Annotated in this window: 18 protein-coding genes and 1 riboswitch; of the genes, 4 read left to right on the top strand and 14 right to left on the bottom strand. The window is 68.0% G+C overall.

Annotated elements, in window-relative coordinates:
- Positions 1–138: 138 nt before the first annotated feature.
- Positions 139–834, top strand: coding sequence for an NBR1-Ig-like domain-containing protein (locus tag G8A07_RS02380; protein WP_195795536.1), 696 nt, complete (start codon positions 139–141; stop codon positions 832–834).
- Positions 835–987: 153 nt separating this feature from the next.
- On the opposite strand, the gene G8A07_RS02375 is transcribed toward G8A07_RS02380, so the two are convergent.
- The 8 genes from G8A07_RS02375 to glpD all read right to left on the bottom strand — a co-directional run bounded on the left by G8A07_RS02375 (position 988) and on the right by glpD (position 9,943).
- The gene (locus tag G8A07_RS02375) at positions 988–2,007 is read right to left on the bottom strand and encodes a hypothetical protein (protein ID WP_195795535.1); all 1,020 of its coding nucleotides are present in this window, start codon (positions 2,005–2,007) and stop codon (positions 988–990) included.
- Positions 2,008–2,274: 267 nt separating this feature from the next.
- Complete coding sequence (locus tag G8A07_RS02370; protein ID WP_371816415.1) at positions 2,275–4,014, bottom strand: ABC transporter substrate-binding protein; 1,740 nt, start codon at positions 4,012–4,014, stop codon at positions 2,275–2,277.
- 100 nt (positions 4,015–4,114) lie between these two features.
- Positions 4,115–4,423 (bottom strand): DUF2160 domain-containing protein, encoded by a 309-nt coding sequence (locus tag G8A07_RS02365; RefSeq protein ID WP_195795533.1) that lies wholly within the window; start codon positions 4,421–4,423, stop codon positions 4,115–4,117.
- A 10-nt stretch (positions 4,424–4,433) separates the two neighbouring features.
- Positions 4,434–5,246: a carbohydrate ABC transporter permease gene (locus G8A07_RS02360; protein WP_195795532.1), complete on the bottom strand. Its 813-nt coding sequence runs from the start codon at positions 5,244–5,246 to the stop codon at positions 4,434–4,436.
- Positions 5,239–6,123 (bottom strand): carbohydrate ABC transporter permease, encoded by an 885-nt coding sequence (locus G8A07_RS02355; protein WP_195795531.1) that lies wholly within the window; start codon positions 6,121–6,123, stop codon positions 5,239–5,241. Before G8A07_RS02355 ends, G8A07_RS02360 begins: the two co-directional genes overlap by 8 nt.
- The gene (locus tag G8A07_RS02350; protein ID WP_195795530.1) at positions 6,120–7,247 is read right to left on the bottom strand and encodes an ABC transporter ATP-binding protein; all 1,128 of its coding nucleotides are present in this window, start codon (positions 7,245–7,247) and stop codon (positions 6,120–6,122) included. Before G8A07_RS02350 ends, G8A07_RS02355 begins: the two co-directional genes overlap by 4 nt.
- Before the next feature lies 1 nt (position 7,248).
- Positions 7,249–8,313, bottom strand: coding sequence for an ABC transporter ATP-binding protein (locus tag G8A07_RS02345; RefSeq protein WP_195795529.1), 1,065 nt, complete (start codon positions 8,311–8,313; stop codon positions 7,249–7,251).
- Between the two features lie 34 nt (positions 8,314–8,347).
- The gene (gene glpD / locus G8A07_RS02340; protein WP_195795528.1) at positions 8,348–9,943 is read right to left on the bottom strand and encodes a glycerol-3-phosphate dehydrogenase; all 1,596 of its coding nucleotides are present in this window, start codon (positions 9,941–9,943) and stop codon (positions 8,348–8,350) included.
- Positions 9,944–10,123: 180 nt separating this feature from the next.
- Between glpD and G8A07_RS02335 the strand changes: the two genes are divergently transcribed.
- Together G8A07_RS02335 and glpK are read left to right on the top strand one after the other, a co-directional pair.
- Positions 10,124–10,888: a DeoR/GlpR family DNA-binding transcription regulator gene (locus G8A07_RS02335; protein ID WP_195797552.1), complete on the top strand. Its 765-nt coding sequence runs from the start codon at positions 10,124–10,126 to the stop codon at positions 10,886–10,888.
- Positions 10,889–11,109: 221 nt separating this feature from the next.
- Positions 11,110–12,603 carry a glycerol kinase GlpK gene (gene glpK / locus G8A07_RS02330; protein WP_195795527.1) on the top strand — a complete coding sequence of 498 codons (1,494 nt, stop codon included), beginning with the start codon at positions 11,110–11,112 and terminating at the stop codon, positions 12,601–12,603.
- 15 nt (positions 12,604–12,618) lie between these two features.
- Here the strand turns inward: glpK and G8A07_RS02325 are convergent, their stop codons facing one another.
- Positions 12,619–12,954, bottom strand: coding sequence for a multidrug efflux SMR transporter (locus G8A07_RS02325; protein WP_195795526.1), 336 nt, complete (start codon positions 12,952–12,954; stop codon positions 12,619–12,621).
- 266 nt (positions 12,955–13,220) lie between these two features.
- On the opposite strand from G8A07_RS02325, the gene G8A07_RS02320 reads away from it, so the two are divergent.
- Entirely contained in the window at positions 13,221–13,667 is a 447-nt protein-coding gene (locus G8A07_RS02320; protein WP_195795525.1) for a RidA family protein, read from the top strand.
- Between the two features lie 18 nt (positions 13,668–13,685).
- On the opposite strand, the gene G8A07_RS02315 is transcribed toward G8A07_RS02320, so the two are convergent.
- From G8A07_RS02315 to G8A07_RS02295, 5 genes are all read right to left on the bottom strand, one after another.
- Positions 13,686–15,263 (bottom strand): triacylglycerol lipase, encoded by a 1,578-nt coding sequence (locus G8A07_RS02315; protein ID WP_195795524.1) that lies wholly within the window; start codon positions 15,261–15,263, stop codon positions 13,686–13,688.
- A 149-nt stretch (positions 15,264–15,412) separates the two neighbouring features.
- On the bottom strand, positions 15,413–18,178 hold the full coding sequence (locus G8A07_RS02310; RefSeq protein WP_195795523.1) for a TonB-dependent receptor: 2,766 nt from the start codon (positions 18,176–18,178) through the stop codon (positions 15,413–15,415).
- A gap of 178 nt (positions 18,179–18,356) precedes the next feature.
- On the bottom strand, positions 18,357–18,938 hold the full coding sequence (locus G8A07_RS02305) for a TMEM165/GDT1 family protein (RefSeq protein WP_195795522.1): 582 nt from the start codon (positions 18,936–18,938) through the stop codon (positions 18,357–18,359).
- 63 nt (positions 18,939–19,001) lie between these two features.
- Positions 19,002–19,135, bottom strand: a riboswitch (yybP-ykoY riboswitch).
- 27 nt (positions 19,136–19,162) lie between these two features.
- Positions 19,163–20,647 (bottom strand): pitrilysin family protein, encoded by a 1,485-nt coding sequence (locus G8A07_RS28150; protein ID WP_195795521.1) that lies wholly within the window; start codon positions 20,645–20,647, stop codon positions 19,163–19,165.
- Positions 20,644–22,011 carry a pitrilysin family protein gene (locus tag G8A07_RS02295; RefSeq protein ID WP_195795520.1) on the bottom strand — a complete coding sequence of 456 codons (1,368 nt, stop codon included), beginning with the start codon at positions 22,009–22,011 and terminating at the stop codon, positions 20,644–20,646. The genes G8A07_RS28150 and G8A07_RS02295 overlap by 4 nt, the downstream gene beginning before the upstream one ends.
- Between the last annotated feature and the right edge of the window lie 6 nt (positions 22,012–22,017).

Raw genomic sequence — 22,017 nt, 5'->3', positions numbered from 1 at the left:
CCGACACGGCTCACAGCGTCGTGAGCGCCGATGAATTCTTGAGTGCCCCGCGTCGGGTTTGGCGTACGGCTCGTCAGGCTTGGCGTACGCTGTGCACCTGGGATGGGAGAAGGAGCGGCCCCACGGGCCGTCCAGGGCATGACACAAACATCAAGTTCACCGGAGCCGCTGCGCGGCCTGCTGGCGCGGCGCGGCAGGGAGTTGGGCAAGACGCTCACGGCCTTGGCGGCCGAGGCGGGGCTTGCCCGGACCTATCTCTATGACCTGGCCAACGGCAGCGCGCGCGATCCCTCGGTGCGCACCCTGGTCAGGCTGGCCGGCGCGCTGCAGGTCTCGCCGCTGCTGCTGTTCCGCTACTACGCCGACCTGCAGGGCTCGGCGGCCTTCGGCGCCTTCCCCTTAGCGACCAATCGGGCCGTCAACCCGCGCGACCCGGAGGACATCGCGGCCTTCAACGCCGACGTGACGACGCCCGACCATGCGGTGGTCTCGCCGGGCGAGTCCTTCCGCAAGATCTGGGAGCTGCAGAACCTGGGCAGCCGCCCCTGGCGGGGCCGCCGCGTGCAGCGGGTCGACGGCGAATACGCGATCGCCCGGCGGCGCCCGGACGGCGGCCTCGAAGCCGTGCAGGAGGCCTATCTGGCCAGCCTGTATCGCGAGATCGCGCTGCCGGACACCCTGCCCGGCCAGCCCGTGCATATCGCCGTGGACTTCGCCGCGCCGAAGGAAAGCTGCACCGTCGCCTCGATCTGGCGGATGACGGATGCCGACGGCGTACCCTGCTTCGGGCCCAGCTTCATCTTCTTTGCGCTGGTGACGGTGATGGCGCAGTGAGCCGGAACCACCGGTTCCGTTCACGGCGCCATCTGCTTCACTTTCTCAAAGCGGGCTGTTGCGGCCGTTCTTGTGTGAGGGCAAGCCGAGCATCATTCGATGCTCGGCTTGGCCCGCAGCCACTCTCCGGCTGAGTAGACAGCCCTCGGAGCTTCAAATGTCGATCGGGCACTCCTGGCCGACGGGCTTGTTGCAGAACCAGGTGTAGCGATAGTCAGTTTCCTCGCTCAGGCTGAGCGTGAACGCGGTGTTCTGGTCAGACAAATCCAGCTTGAACGCATAAGCCTGGAAGCGATAGATGTCGTTGCCCAGCGGATTACCCCAGGACGGGTTGTAGTTGTTCCGAGGTGCTCGATTGAGCTCAAGCGACAGACTCCGCCCTTCCAGGAAGTACGCGGCGTTGTTGGCCAGATAGTCTCGTAGCAGCGGAGCAGCCTGGCTGGGGTACAGCCGAGCGGCACTAGAAAACGCGGCAGACACCTTGCTCAGCCCGCCAGCTACCGAGCCGACCGCCTCCCTGAGCAGCAGGTGCGGGACTTGCGCCAAGGCCTGGTCCAAGGCCGCGCTGAACTCCCTCGTCGCCAAGCGTTCGATGTAGCCACCCAGGAACGGGACGAAACCCAGATTGGACTCACAGGTGACAGAGCCATAGCTAGGCTGCGCCGCCACCGTGGATGCTCCCGGCACAACTTGAAGCGTCCTGGGGTCGTACGCCACGCTTGCTCTGATGTCTTGGACATTGATCAAGGCTTGACACTCGCCGGAGATCAATCCGCCCAGCTTGGATTTCTTGACCCTGAACGTGCCACCGAAGTAACCGACGCTGAGGTTTGCCCGTTGCAGCCCACCCGCACCGGAAAGCCCCAGACTCAAAGGTCCCGATAGCCATCCCCCAGAGAAGCTGGCCCCTCTTGCGGCCGCTTCTCTACTCAATGCATCCCCGATTGCGGTGGAGGTTTGTTCATACAGGCCAAAGAAGCGTTCGGAGACGGCACGCAGGCCACCATTCACCGGCCAGGCCGGGTTGAATGGTTCGGACTCCTGGATGGGTGCGTAATTGCCATACTTGGCCGTCGCCGTGATGGCGCCTCGCACGTACTCGATATTGAACTCGGCCTGCGCAGGCAAAACAATGCCGCAGGCGCTTGCCAAGGCAAGCACTAGTTTCTTCATGGTTTTCTCTCCCTTGATGACGAAGGTGCCCGCCGGTCATTGGGTCATGTGCCTAGACTCTGTTCGGGCGAGGACCAGCATAACGAGGCGCCATCGCCGAATGGAAGCCTGGGTAATCCACTAGGCTTGCCGACAGGCCAAGACGGCCTACGTCAACAGGGACGCGAAGCGATCTCCAAAAAAAACGCCGCCCGCAGGCGACGCTTTGTTTCTGGAGGGACTCCACTGCAGCCCCTCGCCTGCAAAGGCAGAGGCCGCAGTTCTGGCTTAGCGCACGCGCCCTTCCTTCCAGGCGTTCAGCAGCTTGTCATAGGCGATGGTCTCGCCCTTGGGCTTCTCGTTGGCCAGCTTGGCCCAGGGAGCGCCCTTGTCGGTCAGCCATTTCTTCGGGTCTTCCTTCTTGTTCAGCTTGGGCGGGCAATTTGCCATGCCGGCGCGCTCCAGGCGGGCCATCACCTGGTCCATCTCGTCGGCCAGCGTGTCCATCGCGGCCTGCGGAGTCTTCTCGCCGGTGACGGCCTGAGCCACGTTCTTCCACCACAGCTGCGCGAGCTTCGGATAGTCGGGCACGTTGGTGCCGGTCGGGGTCCAGGCCACGCGCGCCGGACTGCGGTAGAACTCGACCAGGCCGCCCAGCTTGGGCGCCATGTCGGTCATGGCCTTGGAGCGGATGTCGCTCTCGCGGATCGGGGTCAGGCCGACGATGGTCTTCTTCAGCGAGGTGGTCTTGGCCGTCACGAACTGCGCGTACAGCCAAGCCGCGGCCGTCTTGTTGGCATCGTGGTTGGCGAAGAAGGTCCAGCTGCCGACGTCCTGGTAGCCGTTCTGCATGCCCTGCTTCCAGTAGGGGCCGTTCGGGCCGGGGGCCATGCGCCACTTGGGCGTGCCGTCGGCATTGACGACCGGCAGGCCGGGTTTGGTCATGTCGGCGGTGAAGGCGGTGTACCAGAAGATCTGCTGCGCGATCTGGCCCTGGGCCGGCACCGGGCCGGCCTCGCCGAAGGTCATGCCGGTGGCTTCCTTGGGCGCGTACTTCTTCATCCAGTCCACGTACTTGGTCAGCGCGTAGACGGCGGCCGGCGAGTTGGTGGCGCCGCCGCGGGCCACCGAGGCGCCCACCGGGGTGCACTTGTCGTCGGCAACGCGGATGCCCCATTCATCGACCGGCATGCCGTTCGGGATGCCCTTGTCGGCGGTGCCGGCCATCGACAGCCAGGCATCGGTGAAGCGCCAGCCCAGCGAGGGGTCCTTCTTGCCGTAGTCCATATGGCCGTAGATGGGCTTGCCGTCGATGTTCTTCACATCGTTGGTGAAGAACTCGGCGATGTCCTCGTAGGCGCTCCAGTTCAGCGGCACGCCCAGGTCATAGCCGTACTTGGCCTTGAACTTGTCCTTCAGGTCCTTGCGCTCGAACAGGTCGGCGCGGAACCAGTACAGGTTGGCGAACTGCTGGTCGGGCAGCTGGTAGAGCTTGCCGTCCGGCGCGGTCGTGAAACTGGTGCCGATGAAGTCCTTGATGTCGATGCCGGGGTTGGTGAACTCCTTGCCTGCGCCGGCCATGTAGTCGGTCAGGTTCATGATCTTGCCGTAGCGGTAATGGGTACCGATCAGGTCGGAGTCGGAGATCCAGCCGTCGTAGATCGATTTGCCGGACTGCATTGAGGTCTGCAGCTTCTCGACCACGTCGCCTTCCTGGATCAGGTCATGCTTGACGGTGATGCCGGTGATCTCGCTGAAGGCCTTGGCCAGGGTCTTGGCCTCGTACTCGTGGGTGGTGATGGTCTCGGAGACCACCGAGATCTGCTTGACGCCCTTGGCCTGCAGCTTCTTGGCCGCCTCGATGAACCACTTCATCTCGGCCATCTGCTGGTCCTTGCTCAAGGTGGACGGCTGGAACTCGCTGTCCACCCATTTCTTGGCCTCGGCCTCGCCAGCGAAGGCGCCCTGTGCGCCGAGGGCCAGCAGCGCCGCTGCGGCCAGGGCGGTGTATTTGATCTTTTGTTGCACTCTTGTCTCCTCTTCGGTCATCGAACAAACGTCCCCCTGCACGAGGATGGCGGCGGCCCCGGGGGAGTGAGGGGGCCGGATCCTGAAGGAAAAACCGTCGTCAGCCCTTGCGCATGATCAGCGCCAGCACGAGCATCGACAGCACGAAGCTGATCCAGACGCTGGGTTCGCTCTCCAGCTTGAACCATTCGGCGAAGCGGGCGGCCAGGCCGACGAAGGCCAGGTTGATATAGGCCGCGCTGAGCAGGCCGATGAAGAGCCGGTCGCCGCGCGTCGTCTTCAGCGGCAGGAAGCCCTTGCGCAGGCTGGTCGGGGATTTGATTTCCCAGACCGTCATGCCGGCCAGCATCAGCACGATGCAGGTGAAAAAGACGGCGACGGGCGTCGTCCAAACCATCCAGTCAAACATCCGATGCTCCTCAAACGCGTCCCATCGCGAAACCCTTCGCGATGTAGTGGCGCACGAACCAGATCACGATCGCGCCCGGCACGATGGTCAGGGTACCGGCCGCGGCCAGCGTCGCCCAGTCCATGCCGGAAGCGCTGACGGTGCGGGTCATCGTCGCGACGATGGGCTTGGCGTTGACGCTGGTCAGGGTGCGGGCCAGCAGCAGCTCGACCCAGCTGAACATGAAGCAGAAGAAGGCCGCGACGCCGACGCCCGCCTTGATCAGCGGCAGGAAGATGGTCAGGAAGAAGCGCGGGAAGCTGTAGCCGTCGATGTACGCGGTCTCGTCGATTTCTCGAGGGATGCCGCTCATGAAGCCTTCCAGGATCCACACCGCCAGCGGCACGTTGAACAGCAGATGGGCCAGCGCCACCGCGAGGTGGGTGTCCATCAGGCCCAGGGTCGTGTAGAGCTGGAAGAAGGGCAACAGGAACACCGCGGGCGGCGTCATGCGGTTGGTCAGCAGCCAGAAGAACACATGCTTGTCGCCGAGGAAGGAATAGCGGCTGAAGGCATAGGCGGCCGGCAGCGCCACGGTGATCGAAATCACCGTGTTGATCGCCACATAGATCAGGCTGTTGATATAGCCCGAGTACCAGGACGGGTCGGTGAAGATCGTCTTGTAGTTGTCCCAGGTGAAGGCCTGCGGGAAAAAGCTGAAGCTGGACAGGATCTCCTGGTTGGTCTTGAAGCTCATGTTGACCATCCAGTAGATGGGCAGCAGGGCGAACACCAGGTAGGCGATCAGGAAGATCGTGCGCTTCTTGAAGCGTTTCTCATCCATGAGCGGCCTCCGTCTTTTCGGCCTGGCCCAGCGCCTGCATCCAGTTGTAGAGGATGAAGCACAGCAGCAGGATGATCAGAAAGTAGATCAGCGAGAACGCCGCGGCCGGGCCCAGGTCGAACTGGCCGACGGCCTTCTGCGTCAGGTACTGGCTGAGGAAGGTGGTGGCATTGCCGGGGCCGCCGCCGGTCAGCACGAAGGGTTCGGTATAGATCATGAAGCTGTCCATGAAGCGCAAGAGCACCGCGATCATCAGCACGCCGCGCATCTTGGGCAGCTGGATGTAGCGGAACACCGCGAACTTGCTGGCACCGTCGATGCGCGCGGCCTGGTAGTAGGCATCGGGGATCGAGCGCAGGCCGGCGAAGCACAGCAGCGCCACCAGCGGCGTCCAGTGCCAGACATCCATCACCAGCACGGTCAGCCAGGCGTCGCTGGCATTGCCGGTGTAGTTGTAGTCCACGCCCAGGGCCTGCAGCGCGGCGCCGAGCAGGCCGATGTCGGCCCGGCCGTAGATCTGCCAGATGGTGCCGACCACGTTCCAGGGGATCAGCAGCGACAGCGCCACGATCACCAGCACCGCCGAGGCCTTCCAGCCCTGCGCCGGCATGGACAGCGCCAGCGCGATACCCAGCGGGATCTCGACCAGCAGTACCGCCAGCGAGAAGCCGAGCTGGCGCCACAGCGCGCCATGCAGCTCCTCGTCGCGCATCACATTGGCGAACCATTCGACGCCGACGAAGACGCGGCGCTCCGGCGAGATGATGTCCTGCACCGAGTAGTTCACCACCGTCATCAGCGGCAGGATGGCCGAGAAGGCCACGCAGATGAAGACCGGCAGCACCAGGAACCAGGCCTTCTGATTGATGGGCTTCATGCTTGCAGCCCTTCCTTGGCAAGAGAGTGGTTGTTAAGCAGCCGCTCGTCGCGGCCGTAGAAGCAGGTGTGGGTGCCCAGCACCTGCAGCCAGACCTCGGCGCCGATGGCCGGCGGCTGTTCCTGCGCGGGCAGGCGCAGCTTGAGCGGATGGGCGCCGGCCTGCAAGCTGACCAGCCAGTAGGTGCCGATGTCCTGCACCTGGGCCACGCTGGCGCGCAGGGTGCCGGCGCTGCCGCTCGGGGCCAGGCCCACATACTCGGGCCGCACGCCCAGGGTGAACTCGCCCGCCTGCTCCAGCTGCTGATACAGCACGCCGAAGGACAGGGGCAGGTCTTGCCCCGCCACCTCGATCACGCCGTTGCTCTTGAAGCGCCCCGGCAGGAAGTTCATGCCGGGCGAGCCGATGAAGTTGCCGACGAACATATGCTGCGGCTTCTCGAACAGCGCGTCGGCGGAGCCGACCTGCACCGCGCGGCCGCGCGACATCACGACGATCTGATCGGCGAAGGTCAGCGCCTCCACCTGGTCGTGTGTCACGTAGATCAGGGTCAGTTTCAGCTCATGGTGGATCTGCTTGAGCTTGCGCCGCAGCTGCCATTTCAGGTGCGGGTCGATCACGGTCAGCGGTTCGTCGAACAGCACCGCCGAGACATCCTCGCGCACCAGGCCGCGGCCCAGCGAGATCTTCTGCTTGGCGTCCGCGGCCAGGCCGGCGGCGCGCTGGTTCAGCTGGCCGCTCATCTCCAGCATCTCGGCGATCTTGCCGACGCGGGCCTTGATCCGGTCCGGCGCGACGCCGCGGTTCTTCAGCGGGAAGGCCAGGTTCTCGGCCACCGTCATCGTGTCGTAGATCACCGGGAACTGGAACACCTGGGCGATGTTGCGTTCCTGCGGTGACAGCGCGGTGACGTCACGGCCGTCGAAGCTGACCGAGCCATGCGAGGGCTTCAGGAGGCCCGAGACGATGTTGAGCATCGTCGTCTTGCCGCAGCCCGAGGGGCCCAGCAGTGCATAGGCGCCGCCGTCGTCGAACGTCATCTTCAGCGGCAGCAACGCGTAGTCGGTGTCGCTCTGCGGATTGGCCCGGTAGGCATGGGCCAGGTCGAGGTCGATTCTTGCCATCTCAGCGGCCTCTCTGCGGTGCGATCGCCAACGCGCCCTGGGCGTCGAACACATAGGCCTGCGCGGATTGCAGGTACAGGGTGATGGGCGCGCCCAGCTCGAAGTAATGCACGCCGGTCAGCTGCGCGACCAGCTCGCCGACCTCGCTGTGCACATGCACGAAGGTGTCGGAGCCGGAGATCTCGGCCAGCTCGACCTTGCCCTTGATCGCGAGGTCGCCCGGCTGACCGGTGACGCGCAGCGCGCTGGCGCGCAGGCCCACGGTCACCGCTCCTTGAGCGGGCAGCGCCAGCGCCAGCCCCGGCATCAGCTCGATGCGCTCGCCGCGCCCCTGGGCCGGCAGCAGGTTCATCGGCGGATCGCTGAAGGCGCGCGCGACGCGCAGCGAGGTGGGCCGGTGGAAGACCTCGGCGGTCGGGCCGTACTGCAGCAGCTCGCCGGCGTCCAGCACCGCGGTGTAGCCGCCCAGCAGCAGGGCCTCGGCCGGCTCGGTGGTGGCATAGACCACGGTGGAGCCACCGGTGGCGAAGAGCTGGCTCAGCTCCTCACGCAGTTCCTCGCGCAGCTTGTAGTCCAGGTTGACCAGCGGCTCGTCCAGCAGCATCAGCGGCGCGTTCTTGGCCAGCGCGCGCGCCAGCGCGACGCGCTGCTGCTGCCCGCCGGAAAGCTGGGCCGGCAGCTTGTCCAGGTGCATCTCGATGTGCAGCCTCTCGGCCAGCTGGTCCACCTGCTTGGCGATCGCCTCGCGGGTGGCGCCGCCACGCAGCTTCAGCGGCGAGGCGATGTTGTCGCGCACCGTCATCGAGGGGTAGTTGATGAACTGCTGGTAGACCATCGCGACATTGCGCTCGCGCACCGGCATGCCGGTGACGTCGACCCCGTCCACCAGCACCTTGCCGGCCGTGGGCCGGTCCAGCCCCGCCATCAGGCGCATCAGGGTGGTCTTGCCGGCCTGGGTCGCGCCCAGCAGCACGGTGACCGCCCCCGGTTGGAGCGTCAGGTCCAGCGGGTAGAGGTGCTCGGCGGCGCCCACCCGGTGACTGATGCCCTGCAGACTCAATTGCATCGTGCTTGCTCTCTTGTTTTCGGGTACTACTTGCTCACATGCCGGCGGCCGGATGGGCCTGGAACCAGTCCGCCACCGCCCGGCGCTGCGCCTCGCTGTAGTGCAGGCCCAGCTTGGAGCGGCGCCACAGCACGTCCTCGGCGCCGCGCGCCCATTCCTCACGCTGCAGGTAGCGCAGCTCGATCTCGTACAGGCCCGGCGCCACCTCCTGCCCCAGCTCGGCCAGGTTGGAGGCGCCGCCCAGCACGCGGCCGATGCGCGAACCATAGGCGCGGCACAGGCGGCGCGCCAGCGCTTCCGGCAGCCAGATATGGCGCTGGCGCACGGCCGTCACCAGGCGCTCGAAATCGGTGTCGGGGCGCTTGGGCGCGCCGATCCATTCGCGCAGATCGCCGCCGGGCAGGTAGGCCTTCTCGGTCCAGGCCTGGCGCTTGTCGCCCAGCATGCCGCCGACCAGGTCGGCCGCGTCCTCGGCCAGCTTGCGGAAGGTGGTGATCTTGCCGCCCCAGACCGACAGCAGCGGCGCGCCCAGGGTGTTGCTCTCCAGCAGGTAGTCGCGCGTGACGGCCGAGGGGTCGCCCGAGGCGTCGTCCAGCAGCGGGCGCACGCCGGCATAGCTCCACACCACGTCCGCGCGCGTCACCGGCTTGGCGAAATAGCGGCTGGCCTGCTCGCACAGGTAGGCGATCTCCTGCTCGTTGATTTGCGCCTTGCTCAGGCCGGCCAGCGCCTCCTGCGGCAGCTCGACGTCGGTGGTGCCGATCAGCGTGTAGTCGTCCTCGTAGGGGATCGCGAAGATGATGCGCTTGTCGGGGTTCTGGAAGATGTAGGCATGGTCGTGCTCGAAGCAGCGCTTCACGACGATATGGCTGCCCTTGACCAGGCGCAGGCTCTTGGTGGCCAGGGCCTCGCCGCGCGCCGGTCGCGCGATGCCGCGCAGGAAGCTCTCGGCCCAGGGGCCGGCCGCGTTGACCAGGGCGCGGGCGCGCACGACCCGCTCGCCCTCGGGGGTGGCGATCGTCGCGACCCAGGCATCGGCCTCGCGCTGCACCGCGGTGACCGCGCTGCGCGTCAGCAGTTCGGCGCCCTTCTCCTGCGCGTCCAGCGCGTTCAACAGCACCAGGCGGGCATCGTTGACCCAGCCGTCGGAATAGACAAAGCCGCGCGTGTAGCTGAGCTTCAGCGGCTTGCCGACCGGTGAGCTGCGCAGGTTCACGCTGGTCGATCCGGGCAGCACCTCGCGGCGCGCCAGATGGTCGTAGAGGAACAGGCCGGCGCGGATCATCCAGGCCGGGCGCATCGCCGGGTCATGCGGCATCACGAAACGCAGCGGCCACATGATGTGCGGCGCGCTCTTCAGCAGCACCTCGCGCTCCTGCAGCGCCTTGCGCACCAGCGAGAACTCGTAGTACTCCAGGTAGCGCAGGCCGCCGTGGATCAGCTTGGTCGAGGAGGAGGAGGTGTGCGAGGCGAAGTCGTCGCGCTCGGCCAGCAGCACCTTCCAGCCGCGGCCGGCCAGGTCGCGCGCGATGCCGGCGCCATTGATGCCGCCGCCGACGACGAGCACGTCGTAGGGCTGGGCGTTGGGCGCGGGGCTGGCAGCAGCGGCGGTGGATTGGGCGGCGGTCACGTTGAGGTCTCCGGGAAGCGAATCAGAAAGTTCGCTATTTTGTTCTTCTTTTTTCTTTTTAACGCGTTTTGGTGCGTTTAATGCCAGGGTTAATCCCTAAGTTTGTTCGTTTTGGTTCGCTTTAGGCTCGCAGCCACCCCGGAACGGTGCGTTTGCGGGGCCCTACACTTGCCCGCCATGATTCCCAGCAACCCCCGCCAGAACGAGCTGCTCACCGAGGTGCGCGCACGCGGCTCGGTCAGCGTCGAGGCCCTGGCCGAGAAGTTCGGCGTCACCCTGCAGACCGTGCGCCGCGATGTGCAGCGCCTGGCCGAGGCCGGCCTGGTCGCGCGCTTCCACGGCGGCGTGCGCGTGCCCGCCAGCACCACCGAGAACATCGCCTACCGCCAGCGCCAGGCCCTGCAGGCGGACGGCAAGGCGCGCATCGCCCGCGCGATCGCGCAGCGCATCCCGAACGGCTGCTCGCTGATCCTGAACCTGGGCACGACCACCGAGGCGGTGGCGCGCGAGCTGCTGCACCACAAGGGCCTGCGCGTGATCACCAACAACCTGAACGTCGCCAGCATCCTGAGCGACAACACCGACTGCGAGTTGGTCATGGTGGGCGGCACGGTGCGGCACCGTGACCGCGGCGTGGTCGGCGAGGCGGCGGTGGACTTCATCCGCCAGTTCAAGGTGGACATCGGCCTGATCGGCATCTCCGGCATCGAGAGCGACGGCTCGCTGCGCGACTTCGACTACCGCGAGGTGATGGTCGCCCGCACCATCATCGAGCACTCGCGCGAGGTCTGGCTGGCCGCCGACCACAGCAAGTTCAACCGCCCGGCGATGGCCGAGGTCGCCCGGCTGCCGCAGATCGACCTGATCTGCACCGACGAAGCCCCGCCCGAGCCCTTCCCCACCCTGCTGAACGACGCCGGCGTAGAGTTGGTCGTGGCCGACTGATGGACCGCCCCCTACGCGCTTCGCGCGCCAAGGCCGGAGGCCTTGGCCGTCGCCAGGCACAAACAGTCCGCAGGGACTGTTTGTGTCCGAGCTCCGCCCCCTCACGGGGGCAAGCCCGAAGGACCGGCAAAGCCGGATCCTCGGGCTTCGCTTGATCAAACCGCGCGAGCGCGAGAGCATCGGCGCCAGCGCAGAGTCACCCTATCGGAGACAAGACAGCAATGACCTACCTGCTCGCCCTCGACCAGGGCACCTCCAGCTCCCGCGCCATCGTGTTCGACGCGCAGGGCGGCATCGTCGCGATGGCGCAGCGCGAGTTCCGCCAGATCTACCCGCAGCCCGGCTGGGTCGAGCATGACGCGCTGGAGATCTGGGACAGCCAGCTGGCCGTCGCGCGCGAGGTGCTGGCCAAGGCGAACCTGAAGGCGGCCGACATCAAGGGCCTGGGCATCACCAACCAGCGCGAGACCACCGTGGTGTGGAACCGCAAGACCGGCCTGCCGATCTATCACGCCATCGTCTGGCAGGACCGCCGCGCCGAGCCCATCTGCGCCGCCCTGCGCGAGCAAGGCCTGACCCCGCTGGTGCAGGGCAAAACCGGCCTGGTGATCGACGCCTATTTCTCCGGCACCAAGTTGAAGTGGATCCTCGACCAGGTGCCGCAGGCGCGCGAGCAGGCCGAGCGCGGCGAGCTGGCCTTCGGCACGATCGACTCCTGGCTGATCTGGCGCCTGACCAATGGCGAGATGCATGTCACCGACGTCAGCAATGCCGCGCGCACGATGCTGTTCAATGTGCACGAGAACCGCTGGGACCAGGAGCTCCTGGAGCTCCTGGAAATCCCCGCCGCCATCCTGCCGGCGGTCCATCCCTCGGCGCATGAATTCGGCCGGGTCGCGCCCGAGCACCTGGGCGGCGCGATCACGATCGGCGGCATCGCCGGCGACCAGCAGAGCGCGCTGTTCGGCCAGGCCTGCTTCAAGGCCGGCATGGCCAAGAACACCTATGGCACCGGCTGCTTCATGCTGATGCACACCGGAGCGCGCTTCCAGACCTCGGCCAACGGCCTGATCACGACCAGCGCCGCGCAGTCGACCAGCACGCCCGAGTTCGCGCTGGAAGGCAGCGTCTTCATCGGCGGCGCGGTGGTGCAATGGCTGCGCGACGGGCTGCAGGCGATCAAGGGCTCGGGCGAGGTGCAGGCCCTCGCGGAGAGCGTGCCGGACGCCGGCGGCGTGATGTTCGTGCCGGCCTTCACCGGCCTGGGCGCGCCCTACTGGAACGCCGAGGCGCGGGGATCAATAGTCGGCCTGACGCGCGGCTCCACCGTCGCCCATATCGCGCGCGCCGCGCTGGAGAGCATCGCCTTCCAGAGCGCGGCCCTGCTGCAGGCGATGAGCCGCGACGCGGTCGCCGCCGGCGGCGCGCCGGTCAGCGAGCTGCGCGTCGACGGCGGCGCCTGCGTCAACAACCTGCTGATGCAGTTCCAGGCCGATCTGCTGGGCATCCCGGTCGTGCGCCCCAAGGTGATCGAGACCACCGCGCTGGGCGCCGCCTACCTGGCCGGTCTGAGCGCCGGCGTCTACCGCAGCCTGGACGAGTTGGGCGACAACTGGCGCGCCGAACGCCGCTTCCTGCCGACCATGCCGCGCGAACGCGCGGCCGAGCTGATGGCGAACTGGGAGCGGGCGGTCAGGCAGGCGTGCGCGAGCTGAGGCGGGGCGTGCTGGCTAGCGCGCGCCGAGGTTGATGATCACGACGCCCAGCACGATCAGGGCCAAGCCCAGCAGCCGCGCCGCGTGGGCCGATTCGTCGAACCAGACGATACCCAGCAGCGCCGTCAGCGCCGTTCCACTGCCCGCCCAGACGGCATAGGTCGGACCGACCTCAAGCTGCCTGACGGCGATCGACATCAGCCAGATCGCCACCCCGTACAGCGCGCAGACGGCGACGGAGGGCATGAGCCTGGTGAAACCGTCCGCATAGCGCAGGGCCATGGTGCCCGCGACTTCCGCCGCCACGCTGGCCGCGATGAGCGACCACGCCAGAGCTTGTTGTGAGCTCATGATGTACCAACCTTCTTCTCAGGCTGCGCGCTTGTACCGAACGCGGCCATGAGAGTGGGAGCGGTACCCCAGGACTGGCGGGAATTCTAGCCAGGGCTGCAGGCGGAATTGCCCATCGGACAATGTAGCAGGAAGGGGTCGCCGTACCTCACCCGAAACCCGCTCGGGGCCTGCACGCCCTATGCTGCCGCGCATCCTTTTCTCGCCTATCTCGTCCGCCGCCCGATCCGATGAAGAAGAAGACGATGCCCCTCATATTTCGCCCGATGCTCCTGCTCGCTGCGATGCCCGTCGTCCTGCTGGCGGCCTGCGCCACACCACCGACGCGCGACACGGCGGCGGCGGGCATCTCTTCAAGCTGCATCCACGCCCATCCCGCCGGCGAGGCGGAGATCGGCTACTGCCAGGCGCGCCGCGTCGGCAACACGCTCTACATCTCCGGCATCGTCGGACAGGGCCCCATGCCGGAGGCGATCGCCCAGGTCTATGGCGGGCTGCAGCGCAGCCTGGCTGCCAACGGCCTGGACTTCCGCCATGTGGTCAAGGAGACGGTGTTCGCCACCGATCTCGATGCCTTCATCCGCCACAAGCAGCTGCGCAAGGACTATTACGCCGGCCATCTGCCGGCCGCCAGCTGGGTGCAGGTGGCGCGGCTGTTCCAGCCGGCTTATGTGCTGGAGGTGGAGCTGATCGCGCAGTTTCCCCAACCCTGATGCAATCGTCGATGTCCGTCAGGTGTTCCACGCCGACACGATCAACAGCACCTTGCCCGACACGCCCGGCTTGGAGTGGCCGGCCGGCAGGGCCACCTCGATCTGCAGCGCACCGCCCTTGACCGTTTCGTAGCTGAGCGCGCGGGTCGCGACGCCGACCCGTTCGCTTTCCCAGTTGTGCTTGATCTGCCAGTCTCCGCCTTCGTTGATCGGCGGCTCCAGCGAGATCAGCAGGCTGTCGCGGAACAGATGGCTGCCCTCGAAATGCTGATCCGGCCAGAAGCGCTTGTTGATCTGGTAGTCGGGCACGCGCACGCCCAGGTCCATCGCATAGGCCAGGGTGCGGTCCTGGGTGCTGACCTTGGCGCGGTTGGCGAGGAAGACAGTCGACAGGTAGATCAGGTTGCCGCCGGTGTCCTGCTGGCGCGTCAGCTGCTGGTGGGTGCGGCAGGCGGGCGAGTCCTCCTCGGCGGTGCGCCGGCTCAGGAACCAGCGCTTGCCGCGCGGCCGCGCCAGCAGCTCGAACTGGTAGAGCGCCTCCACCTCGGCCGCCTGGGCCTCCAGCGCCTCGGGCAGGCGCACCTCGTCGACCTGCAGCCAGATGTCCACCCGCACATCGCCGAACAGGAAGCGCGACAGGTTCTGGTAGGCCTCCTCGCTGTTGACGATGCCGAAGAAGCCGGAATGCGCGCGATAGCAATAAGCGGTGGCCGCGGTCTTGGTGATGTTCAGGCGCGCGTCCAGGCCCCAGACCGAGGCGTTGTCGACCCGCACCAGGCCGTCGCTGCCATTGCCGGCGAAGGCGCGCGACAGGCCCATGCCCGCCTCGTAGTCGGCGCGATTCGTGCCGACCATGCAGAACACCCGGTCGATCGGGAACACCGCCTCGGGTAGGAAGTCGACGCGCCGGAACTTGTCGTAGACCGCCTGCAGGTTCAGGTAGCCGGCCATGCGCCGGTGGTTGAAGTTGTCGATGTCGTTCAGGGTCAGCCAGGACGGCACCTGGAAGCCGGCCAGCTGGATGCCGTTATGCGGCGTCGCGTAGGTAAAGACCTTGTTGACCGCGCGCCGCGCCGCCGCCTCGCCGAGCGCCGGGTTCTGCAGAAAGCCGCGCACCACCAGGCCTCCCATCGAATGCGCGACCAGGTAGCAGCGCACCTCGGCCTCCGGCACGCCCTCCTGCGCCGCCACCAGCGCGCAGACACGCCGCACCAGCGCCGACAGGCCGCGCGAATAGTCCTCGATGTTGCGCGCCTTGCCCTCGCCCAGCAGGGTCGAGCCGTCGTCGTAGTAGCGGTAGATCACGACCGAGCGCGCCGGGATACCGGCATTGCCGGCGCGCGGCTGCCAGTCCGCGTCCATGATGTCCAGGCCGTTCTCGTAGACATCGCCATAGCCGAACTCGGCCGCCAGGCGCAGCAGCGGCGACTCGAACACGAACTTCTTCGGCGGCTCGCGCTTGTCGGTGCTGGCGCGGTAGATCGTCGAACCGAGGTTGAAGCCGCAGAAGGGATCGGCCGCGGTGTCGTTGCGCTCGCCCTCGCTCATCGCGTAGCCGCGCACATAGATGATCGGATGGAACGGTGCCTGCAGCATGGCGCACTCCTCGGGTCGCGTGTCGATCCGGCGCTTATAGCCAAGCCCCCTGGCGGCCGCAATCCTGCGGAAGGCGGACCGGCATGAGAAAACCCGCCGGGGCAGAGAGCCCGGGCGGGTTTGTTTACTTGCCTGAGAAGCGCTGTGGCTTACTTGAACTGGTAGGCCACCGAGCCGTAGTAGAAGCGCCCGCGGGGATCGACGAAGGAGCCGGCATAGCCGGCCGCATGCGAGCCGTAGGACGGCGCCGCGGTATAGGGCGGCTCCTTGTCGAACAGGTTCTTCACGCCCAGGCGCAGGGTCAGGTTCTTGAAGCCGGTGTAGCTGCCCGACAGGTTCCAGCGGCTCGAGTCCTTGACCTTGTGCTCGGCGGCACCGCCGACATTGTTGTAGACCAGCAGGGCCGACTCGGTCCAGCCCTTGACGAACTGGTTCTCCAGCGCGACGCCCCAGGTGGGCTGGGCCCATTCGAAGGTCGCGGTGTGCTGCCAGCGCGGCACCGGCTGCACGATCGCGCCGTCGCCGGCGGTACCCACATAGCTGATGTAGTCGGTGCCCTTGCCGACCTCGCGCTTCCACTCCGCCACATAGGTACCGGTGATGCCGGCACTGAAGCGGCTGCCCTCGCCCAGGTTCCAGGTGCCGCGCACATCGATGTCCAGGCCCGAGGTCTTCATGCCGCCGAGGTTCTCGATCGGCGTGTCGATGTAGGCGATGATGCCCTTGTTGGCGCCGGTCTGGATGCGGTGGATGCGCGACTGGTACAGGGCGTAGAGCTTGTCGTCGCTCAGCACCGCGTCGCCGCCGATCTGGCTGATCTGGTCACGCTTGCGGATGCTCCAGTAGTCCAGCGCCACCGACAGCCATTTGACCGGCTCGGTCACGATGCCCAGCGTGAACTGCTTTGACTTCTCCGGCTTCAGGTTCGGCGAGGCGGTGTTCAGCACATTGAACTGGTTCTCCGCGCAGCGTGGGTCGCCTTCGGCCAGCAGGTCGGGCGGGCAGTCCCGGTCGGTGGCCGGATTGGCGGTATTGGTGAAGGACTGCGGGCTGTGCACATCCCACAGGGTCGGCGCGCGGAAGCCCGTGCCATAGGAGCCGCGCAGCAGCAGTTCCTTGCTGGGCTGGAAGCGCAGCGCGACGCGCGGATTGAAGGTCGAGCCGAAATCGCTGTAATGGTCGTAGCGCGCCGCCAGCGTGCCCTCCCAGCCCTTGGCGAAGGGCAGGCTCAGCTCGGAAAACACCGCACGGATCGTGCGCGAGGCATTGGTGGGCGGCACATTGCCCTCGCCGCCCACATGCAGGCCGGCCGCATAGTCGGCATTGACCGGCCGGTCCTTGGCCTGCTCGCGCCGGAAGTCCACGCCCACCGCCACGGCCATATTGCCGCCCGCCATCGGCATCAGCTCGCGGCTGGCCTTGGCGTCGAGTTCGGTCACGGTACTGGTGGAGCGGCGCATCGGCCCGTCCATGCGGGCGCTGTTCCAGGCCGCCATGTCCGTGCTGGGACCGAAGGGGTTGATATTGCCGGTCGCCAGCGCCTGGATGAACTTGGCCTCGTGCACATAGTTCTCGTACTTCAGCGAGCCCTTGGACTGCGAGTGGGTCAGGCCGGCGTCGTAGTCCCAGCCCGCCAGCAGGCCACGCGCACCCAGCACCAGGCGGCTCTGCGTGTTGGTGTTGTCGTTGATGCGGTTGCCCAGCGGCACCGCACGCAAGGCAACCTCGACCATGCCGGTATTGCCCGGGTCCCATTGCGCGGCGGTGTAGCCCAGCTTGGTCAGCAGGTCCCGCGGGAAATAGGGGCTGCTGGTCGGCAGCCTGAACGAGGGGTATTCGCCGGTCGTGCGGTCGAAATGCCCGGCGGTGGCATCAATCGGCACCGGCGCGATGCGGCCGATGCTGTGATTGCGCGCGAACGAGGCCTCGGCGAACAGTTCATGCTCCGGGCTGAGCTTGAAGCTCAGGCGCCCGAACAGGTCGCCCTTCTCCTGGTCCGGCAGGTTGTCCAGCACCGAGGGGTAGATGAAGCGGCAGCGCTTCTTGTCGGTGTTGTTGGGCGTCTTGGCATCCACGACCTGCAGCACCGTGTAGGTCGGGTCGCAGGCCTCGAAGGCCGCGCCGGGACTCAGGTCCTGATAGGCGCCCGGTGAGATGCCCAGGGCCACCAGGCGACCCGGGAAGGCCCGGCCAGAGGTCGGTGCGCCGCCGTCGACGATCTCGTCGAAGCGGTTGTAGAGCTTCTGGTCCAGTGCCTTGAGCCGGGTGTTGCGCTGCACATTGCCGGTCAGCAGCAGATTGAAGCCATCGGCGTTGTAGTCGCCCAGGCCCACCGACAGCGAGGCCCCCTTCTCGTCGCCGCCGATGCCGGCCGAGGTCGTGCCATAGCGCACCGAGACCTCGCCACGCTTGTAGTCCCGGCGGGTGATGAAGTTGATCACGCCGCCGACCGCGTCGGTGCCATAGACGGCCGAGGCGCCGTCGCGCAGCACCTCGATGCGCTCGATCGCCGCGAAGGGGATGCTGTTCAGGTCGACCGCGACATTGCCGCCGATCGAGCCGAAGGGATGGTTGGCCAGACGGCGGCCGTTCAGCAGCACCAGGGTCGAGTTGGCACCCAGGCCGCGCATGTTCGCGTAGGAGGTGGCATAGCCGGCACCCTGGGTGCTGTCGGAGAAGGCCGCGGCGCTGGCCGACACGCGGCGCAGCAGGTCCTCGACATTGTTGGCCCCGCTCTTCTCGATCTGCTCGCGGGTGATGACCGAGACGGGCAGGGCCGTCTCGGATTCCAGTCGCTTGATCGACGAACCGGTGATCGTCACCCGGTCCAGCGATTCCTGGGCCCAGGCGGCCGGGAGGGCCGTCGCGCCATAGGCGAGCGCTAACGCGCCGCACAGTCTCGTGGTCTTGCGCATAGAGAGGTTTCCTAAGTCGATGTGAGTCCTTCCCGGAGCCGCTCTGACGTCGGCCTGTTGCGCGATAAGCGCACCGGAACCAGGGCATCGATTCTTGGAAGCTCGAACACGCCTCCCCATCAGGGGAAACCTAAGTCGTATGGCCGCCGCAAACTTTCGCCAATGGGCGATTGGCGTGCTAAAAGATGCGCCCTTCGCCCACCCCGGCCAGCACCGCGACCCCCAGCAGCGCAAAGATCACCGCCGCGATGCCATGCACCAGCCGCACCGGGATGCGCCCGGCCAGGCGGTCACCCAGCAGCACGGCCGGGACGTTGGCAATCATCATGCCCAGGGTGGTGCCGGCCACCACGGCCCAGAAGGCCTTGAACTGGGCGGCCATCGCCACCGTCGCGATCTGGGTCTTGTCGCCCATCTCGGCCAGGAAGAAGGCCACGATCGTGGTGCCCAGCACGCCCAGCTTGAGCTTGCCGCCGCCCTCTTCCTCCTCATCCAGCTTGTCGGGCACCAGGGTCCAGGCGGCCATCGCCAGGAAACCCAGGCCCAGGCCCCAGCGCAGCACCTGCGGGCTCAGCTGGGTCGTGATCCAGGCGCCCAGGGCGCCGGCGCAGGCATGGTTGACAACGGTGGCGATCAGGATGCCCAGGCAGATCGGCAGCGGGCGACGGAACCGCGCGGCCAGCAGAAAGGCCAGCAGCTGGGTCTTGTCGCCGATTTCGGCCAGGGCCACCAGGCCGGTAGAAACGAGGAAGGCTTCCATAACGGGACTCACACGGCCAGCAAGCGCGCAATTGACCATGCCGCCCCGGCCGTGTGAGAACGAAGTGCCGGGCAGCATGGTCAAAGGTCTTGCCAGGTGCGGGCACTGCCCGCGCCATGGTTCTCACGAACCAAGTGTGTTGACGCGGGCCAGCAGCGGGATGAGGGCTGCCGCGGCTACTCCCCAATGACGGGGCGGATTGTAGCCTAGGGTCTGTTGCCAGCTCAGCGGCCCCGCGCGCGGCGCTGCAGGGTCGGGCTGGCCAGGTCCAGCTCGGCCGCGCGGATCACCCAGGCACCCGGGTCCAGCGCGCGCAGCCCCGGCCCGGCCGCGCCGAGATCGCCGACCACCACGGTGCGCAGCGCATCGGCGCGCCAGTAGCGCGCGGCGAAGGCGCGCAAGGCCGCCGCGTCCACCGCCTGCAGCTCCTGCGGCAGGCGCGTCAGCGCGGCCGGCTCGCGGCTCTGCAGCAGCTGCTCGGACAGCAGGCCGGCCAGCCCGGCGCTGGTCTCGAGCCGGCGCCCCTGCTCGCCCAGCCAGCTGGCGCGGCGCGCCTCCAGCTCGGCCGCGCCGAGCGGCTCGACGCCCAGGCGCTGGATCTCGGCGGCGATCAGCTTCGCCACCTCGGACGCGCTGTCATGCTTGGTCTGGGTATAGGCCGCCATCCAGCCGCCGCCGGCCAGGCTCTCGACCTGGCTGGCCGCGCCGTAGCTGAGGCCGCGCTTGATGCGCACCTCGCGCCCCAGCCGCGCCGAATAGCCCTGGCCCAGCACCGCATTGGCCAGCAGGCCCGCGCCGAGTTCACGCGCGCCCGCCTCCAGCCCCGCATGCGGCCCCAGCACCAGCACCGCGCTCTGGCCCGCACCGGGCACGTCGACCAGCAGGGTGCGCGCGGCCAGCGGCCGGGCGCGCACCGGCGCCGGCAGCAGGGCCGGCACGCGCGGCGGCGCACGCCAGCCGCCGAAATGGCGCTCGGCCAGCGCGCGCGCCTGTGCCGCGTCGAGATCGCCGCCGAGGATCAGGGTGCTCAGCTCCGGCCGCAGCTGCAGGCGCAGCACGTTCAGCAGATCGTCGCGCCGGATGCGCGCCAGCGAGGCCGGCGTCGGCTGCTGGCCCGCGGCGCTGTCGCCCCAGAACAGCCGCCGCCCCAGCAGCTGGGCCAGCGCGGCCGGATCGGCCAGGGTCTGGCGGTAGCCGTCGATCGCTTGCGCGCGGCTGCGCTCCAGCTCCGAGGCCGGCAGGGTGGGCCGGCGCGCCAGGTCGGCCAGCAGCGCCAGGCCCTCGTCCAGGCTCGGCGTCGCCAGGGTCAGGCCCAGGGTCGCGGCCTGGGCCAGGGTCTGGCTCTCCAGGCTGGCGCCCAGGCTCTCGGCCGCGAAGGCGATGTCGCCGCCGTCCGCCGCCAGACCCTTGTTGCCGCCACCGCCGCGCTGCGCGCCGCGCGTCATCACGTCGAGAAAGAGCTGGGCCAGGCCGGCCTTGCCGGCCGGGTCCAGCAGGCTGCCCAGGTTCAACTGCAGCTGCGCCGTCACCAGCGGCCAGCCGCGCCGCTCGGCCAGCAGCACGCGCAGGCCGTTGTCCAGGCGCAGCTCGCTCAGCGGCGGCGGGCGCGGTGCGCGTGGCCGGCTCGGCGCCGGTGCCTGGTCGAAGCGCTGCTGAGCCCAGGCCGGCCAGGCCAGGGCCGCGCCCCACAGCAGCTGGCGCCGCCTCATCGCGCGGCCCCCTCGCCCGGGCCATAGAGCAGCGCGACGCGCGCGCCCTGCAGCACATGGCGGCGCAGCGCGCGCTGCAGCTCCTCCGCGCCGACCGCCTGCAACCGCACCAGATCGCGCTCGGCCGCCAGCGCGTCGCCGCGCAGCAGCAGCGCGTTGCCCAGCGCCAGCGCGCGGCCCTCGGGCGTCTCGCGCTCCACCAGGGCCTGGGTCAGCAGCTGGGCCTTGGCCTTGTCCAGCTCGGCCGTCGCTAGCGGCTCCTCGGCGACGCGGTGGATCTCGCGCGTCAGCGCCGCCAGCAGCGCCTCGGGGCGCGTCGTGCCGGCCGCGATCGCGTGGGCGGCCAGCAGCCCCGCCTCGGCATTCAGCATCAGCTCGAAGCCCACGCTCTGCGCCAGCGGCCGCTCGTTGACCAGGGCCTCGTTCAGGCGCGCGGCATCGCCCTGTGCCAGCAAGGCCTGGGCCAGCTGCAGCGCCGGCACCTCCTCGGCATCGGCGCGCGGGCCCTGCCAGATCGCCAGCGCGGCCGGCTGCGGCACGCCGGGCGCCGTCAGCCGGTGCAGCTCGTCGCGCGTGCGGCGCGGCTCGCGGCTCTCGCGGCGCGGCACCGGCGCGCGCGGCAGCGGGATGCTGCCGAAGTAATGCTCGACCCAGGCCTCCAGCTGCCCCGGGTCGAAGGCGCCGGCGACGATCAGCACGGCGTTGTCGGGGCGGTAGAAGCCGGCATGGAAGGCGCGCAGATCGGTCAGGGTCGCGGCGTCCAGCTCCTCGATATGGCCGATCACCGGCCGCTGGTAGGCATGCTGCTGGTAGCCGTAGACCGGGATCGCGTTGAACAGCCGACCATAGGGATCGGCCAGCACGCGCTGGCGGTACTCCTCCTTGACCACCGCGCGCTCGCTGTCGAAGGCGGCCTGGTCGACGTTCAGGTTCGCCATGCGCTCGGCCTCGGCCCACAGCAGCGGCTCCAGGTGATGGGCCGGCACGACGCTGTGGTAGACCGTCATGTCCTCGGCGGTGAAGGCATTGTTGCTGCCGCCGACATCCTCGGTCAGTCGGTCGAACTGCTCGGCCGCCATGTGCCGCGTGCCCTTGAACATCATGTGCTCGAACAGGTGCGCGAAGCCGGAGCGGCCGGGTGGATCGTCCTTGCCGCCGACCCGGTACCAGAGCTGCACCGCCACCGAGGCGCTGTCCTCCATCGGCAGCGCCAGCAGGCTCAGGCCGTTGGCCAGGCGGCGCTGGCGCGGCGCCAGCGGCGGCAGGCGCGGCCAGACCAGGCCGCGCGCCGGCAGCGCAAGACCTGCCCCCGCGGCCCAGGCCAGCAGGGCGCGGCGGTTCGGTCCGGAGGTGCTGCTGCGCATGGCGCC

Source organism: Roseateles sp. DAIF2, assembly GCF_015624425.1.
In the GTDB taxonomy this organism is placed as follows: Bacteria; Pseudomonadota; Gammaproteobacteria; order Burkholderiales; family Burkholderiaceae_C; genus Kinneretia.
This window is presented reverse-complemented; position numbering and strand designations above follow the sequence as displayed.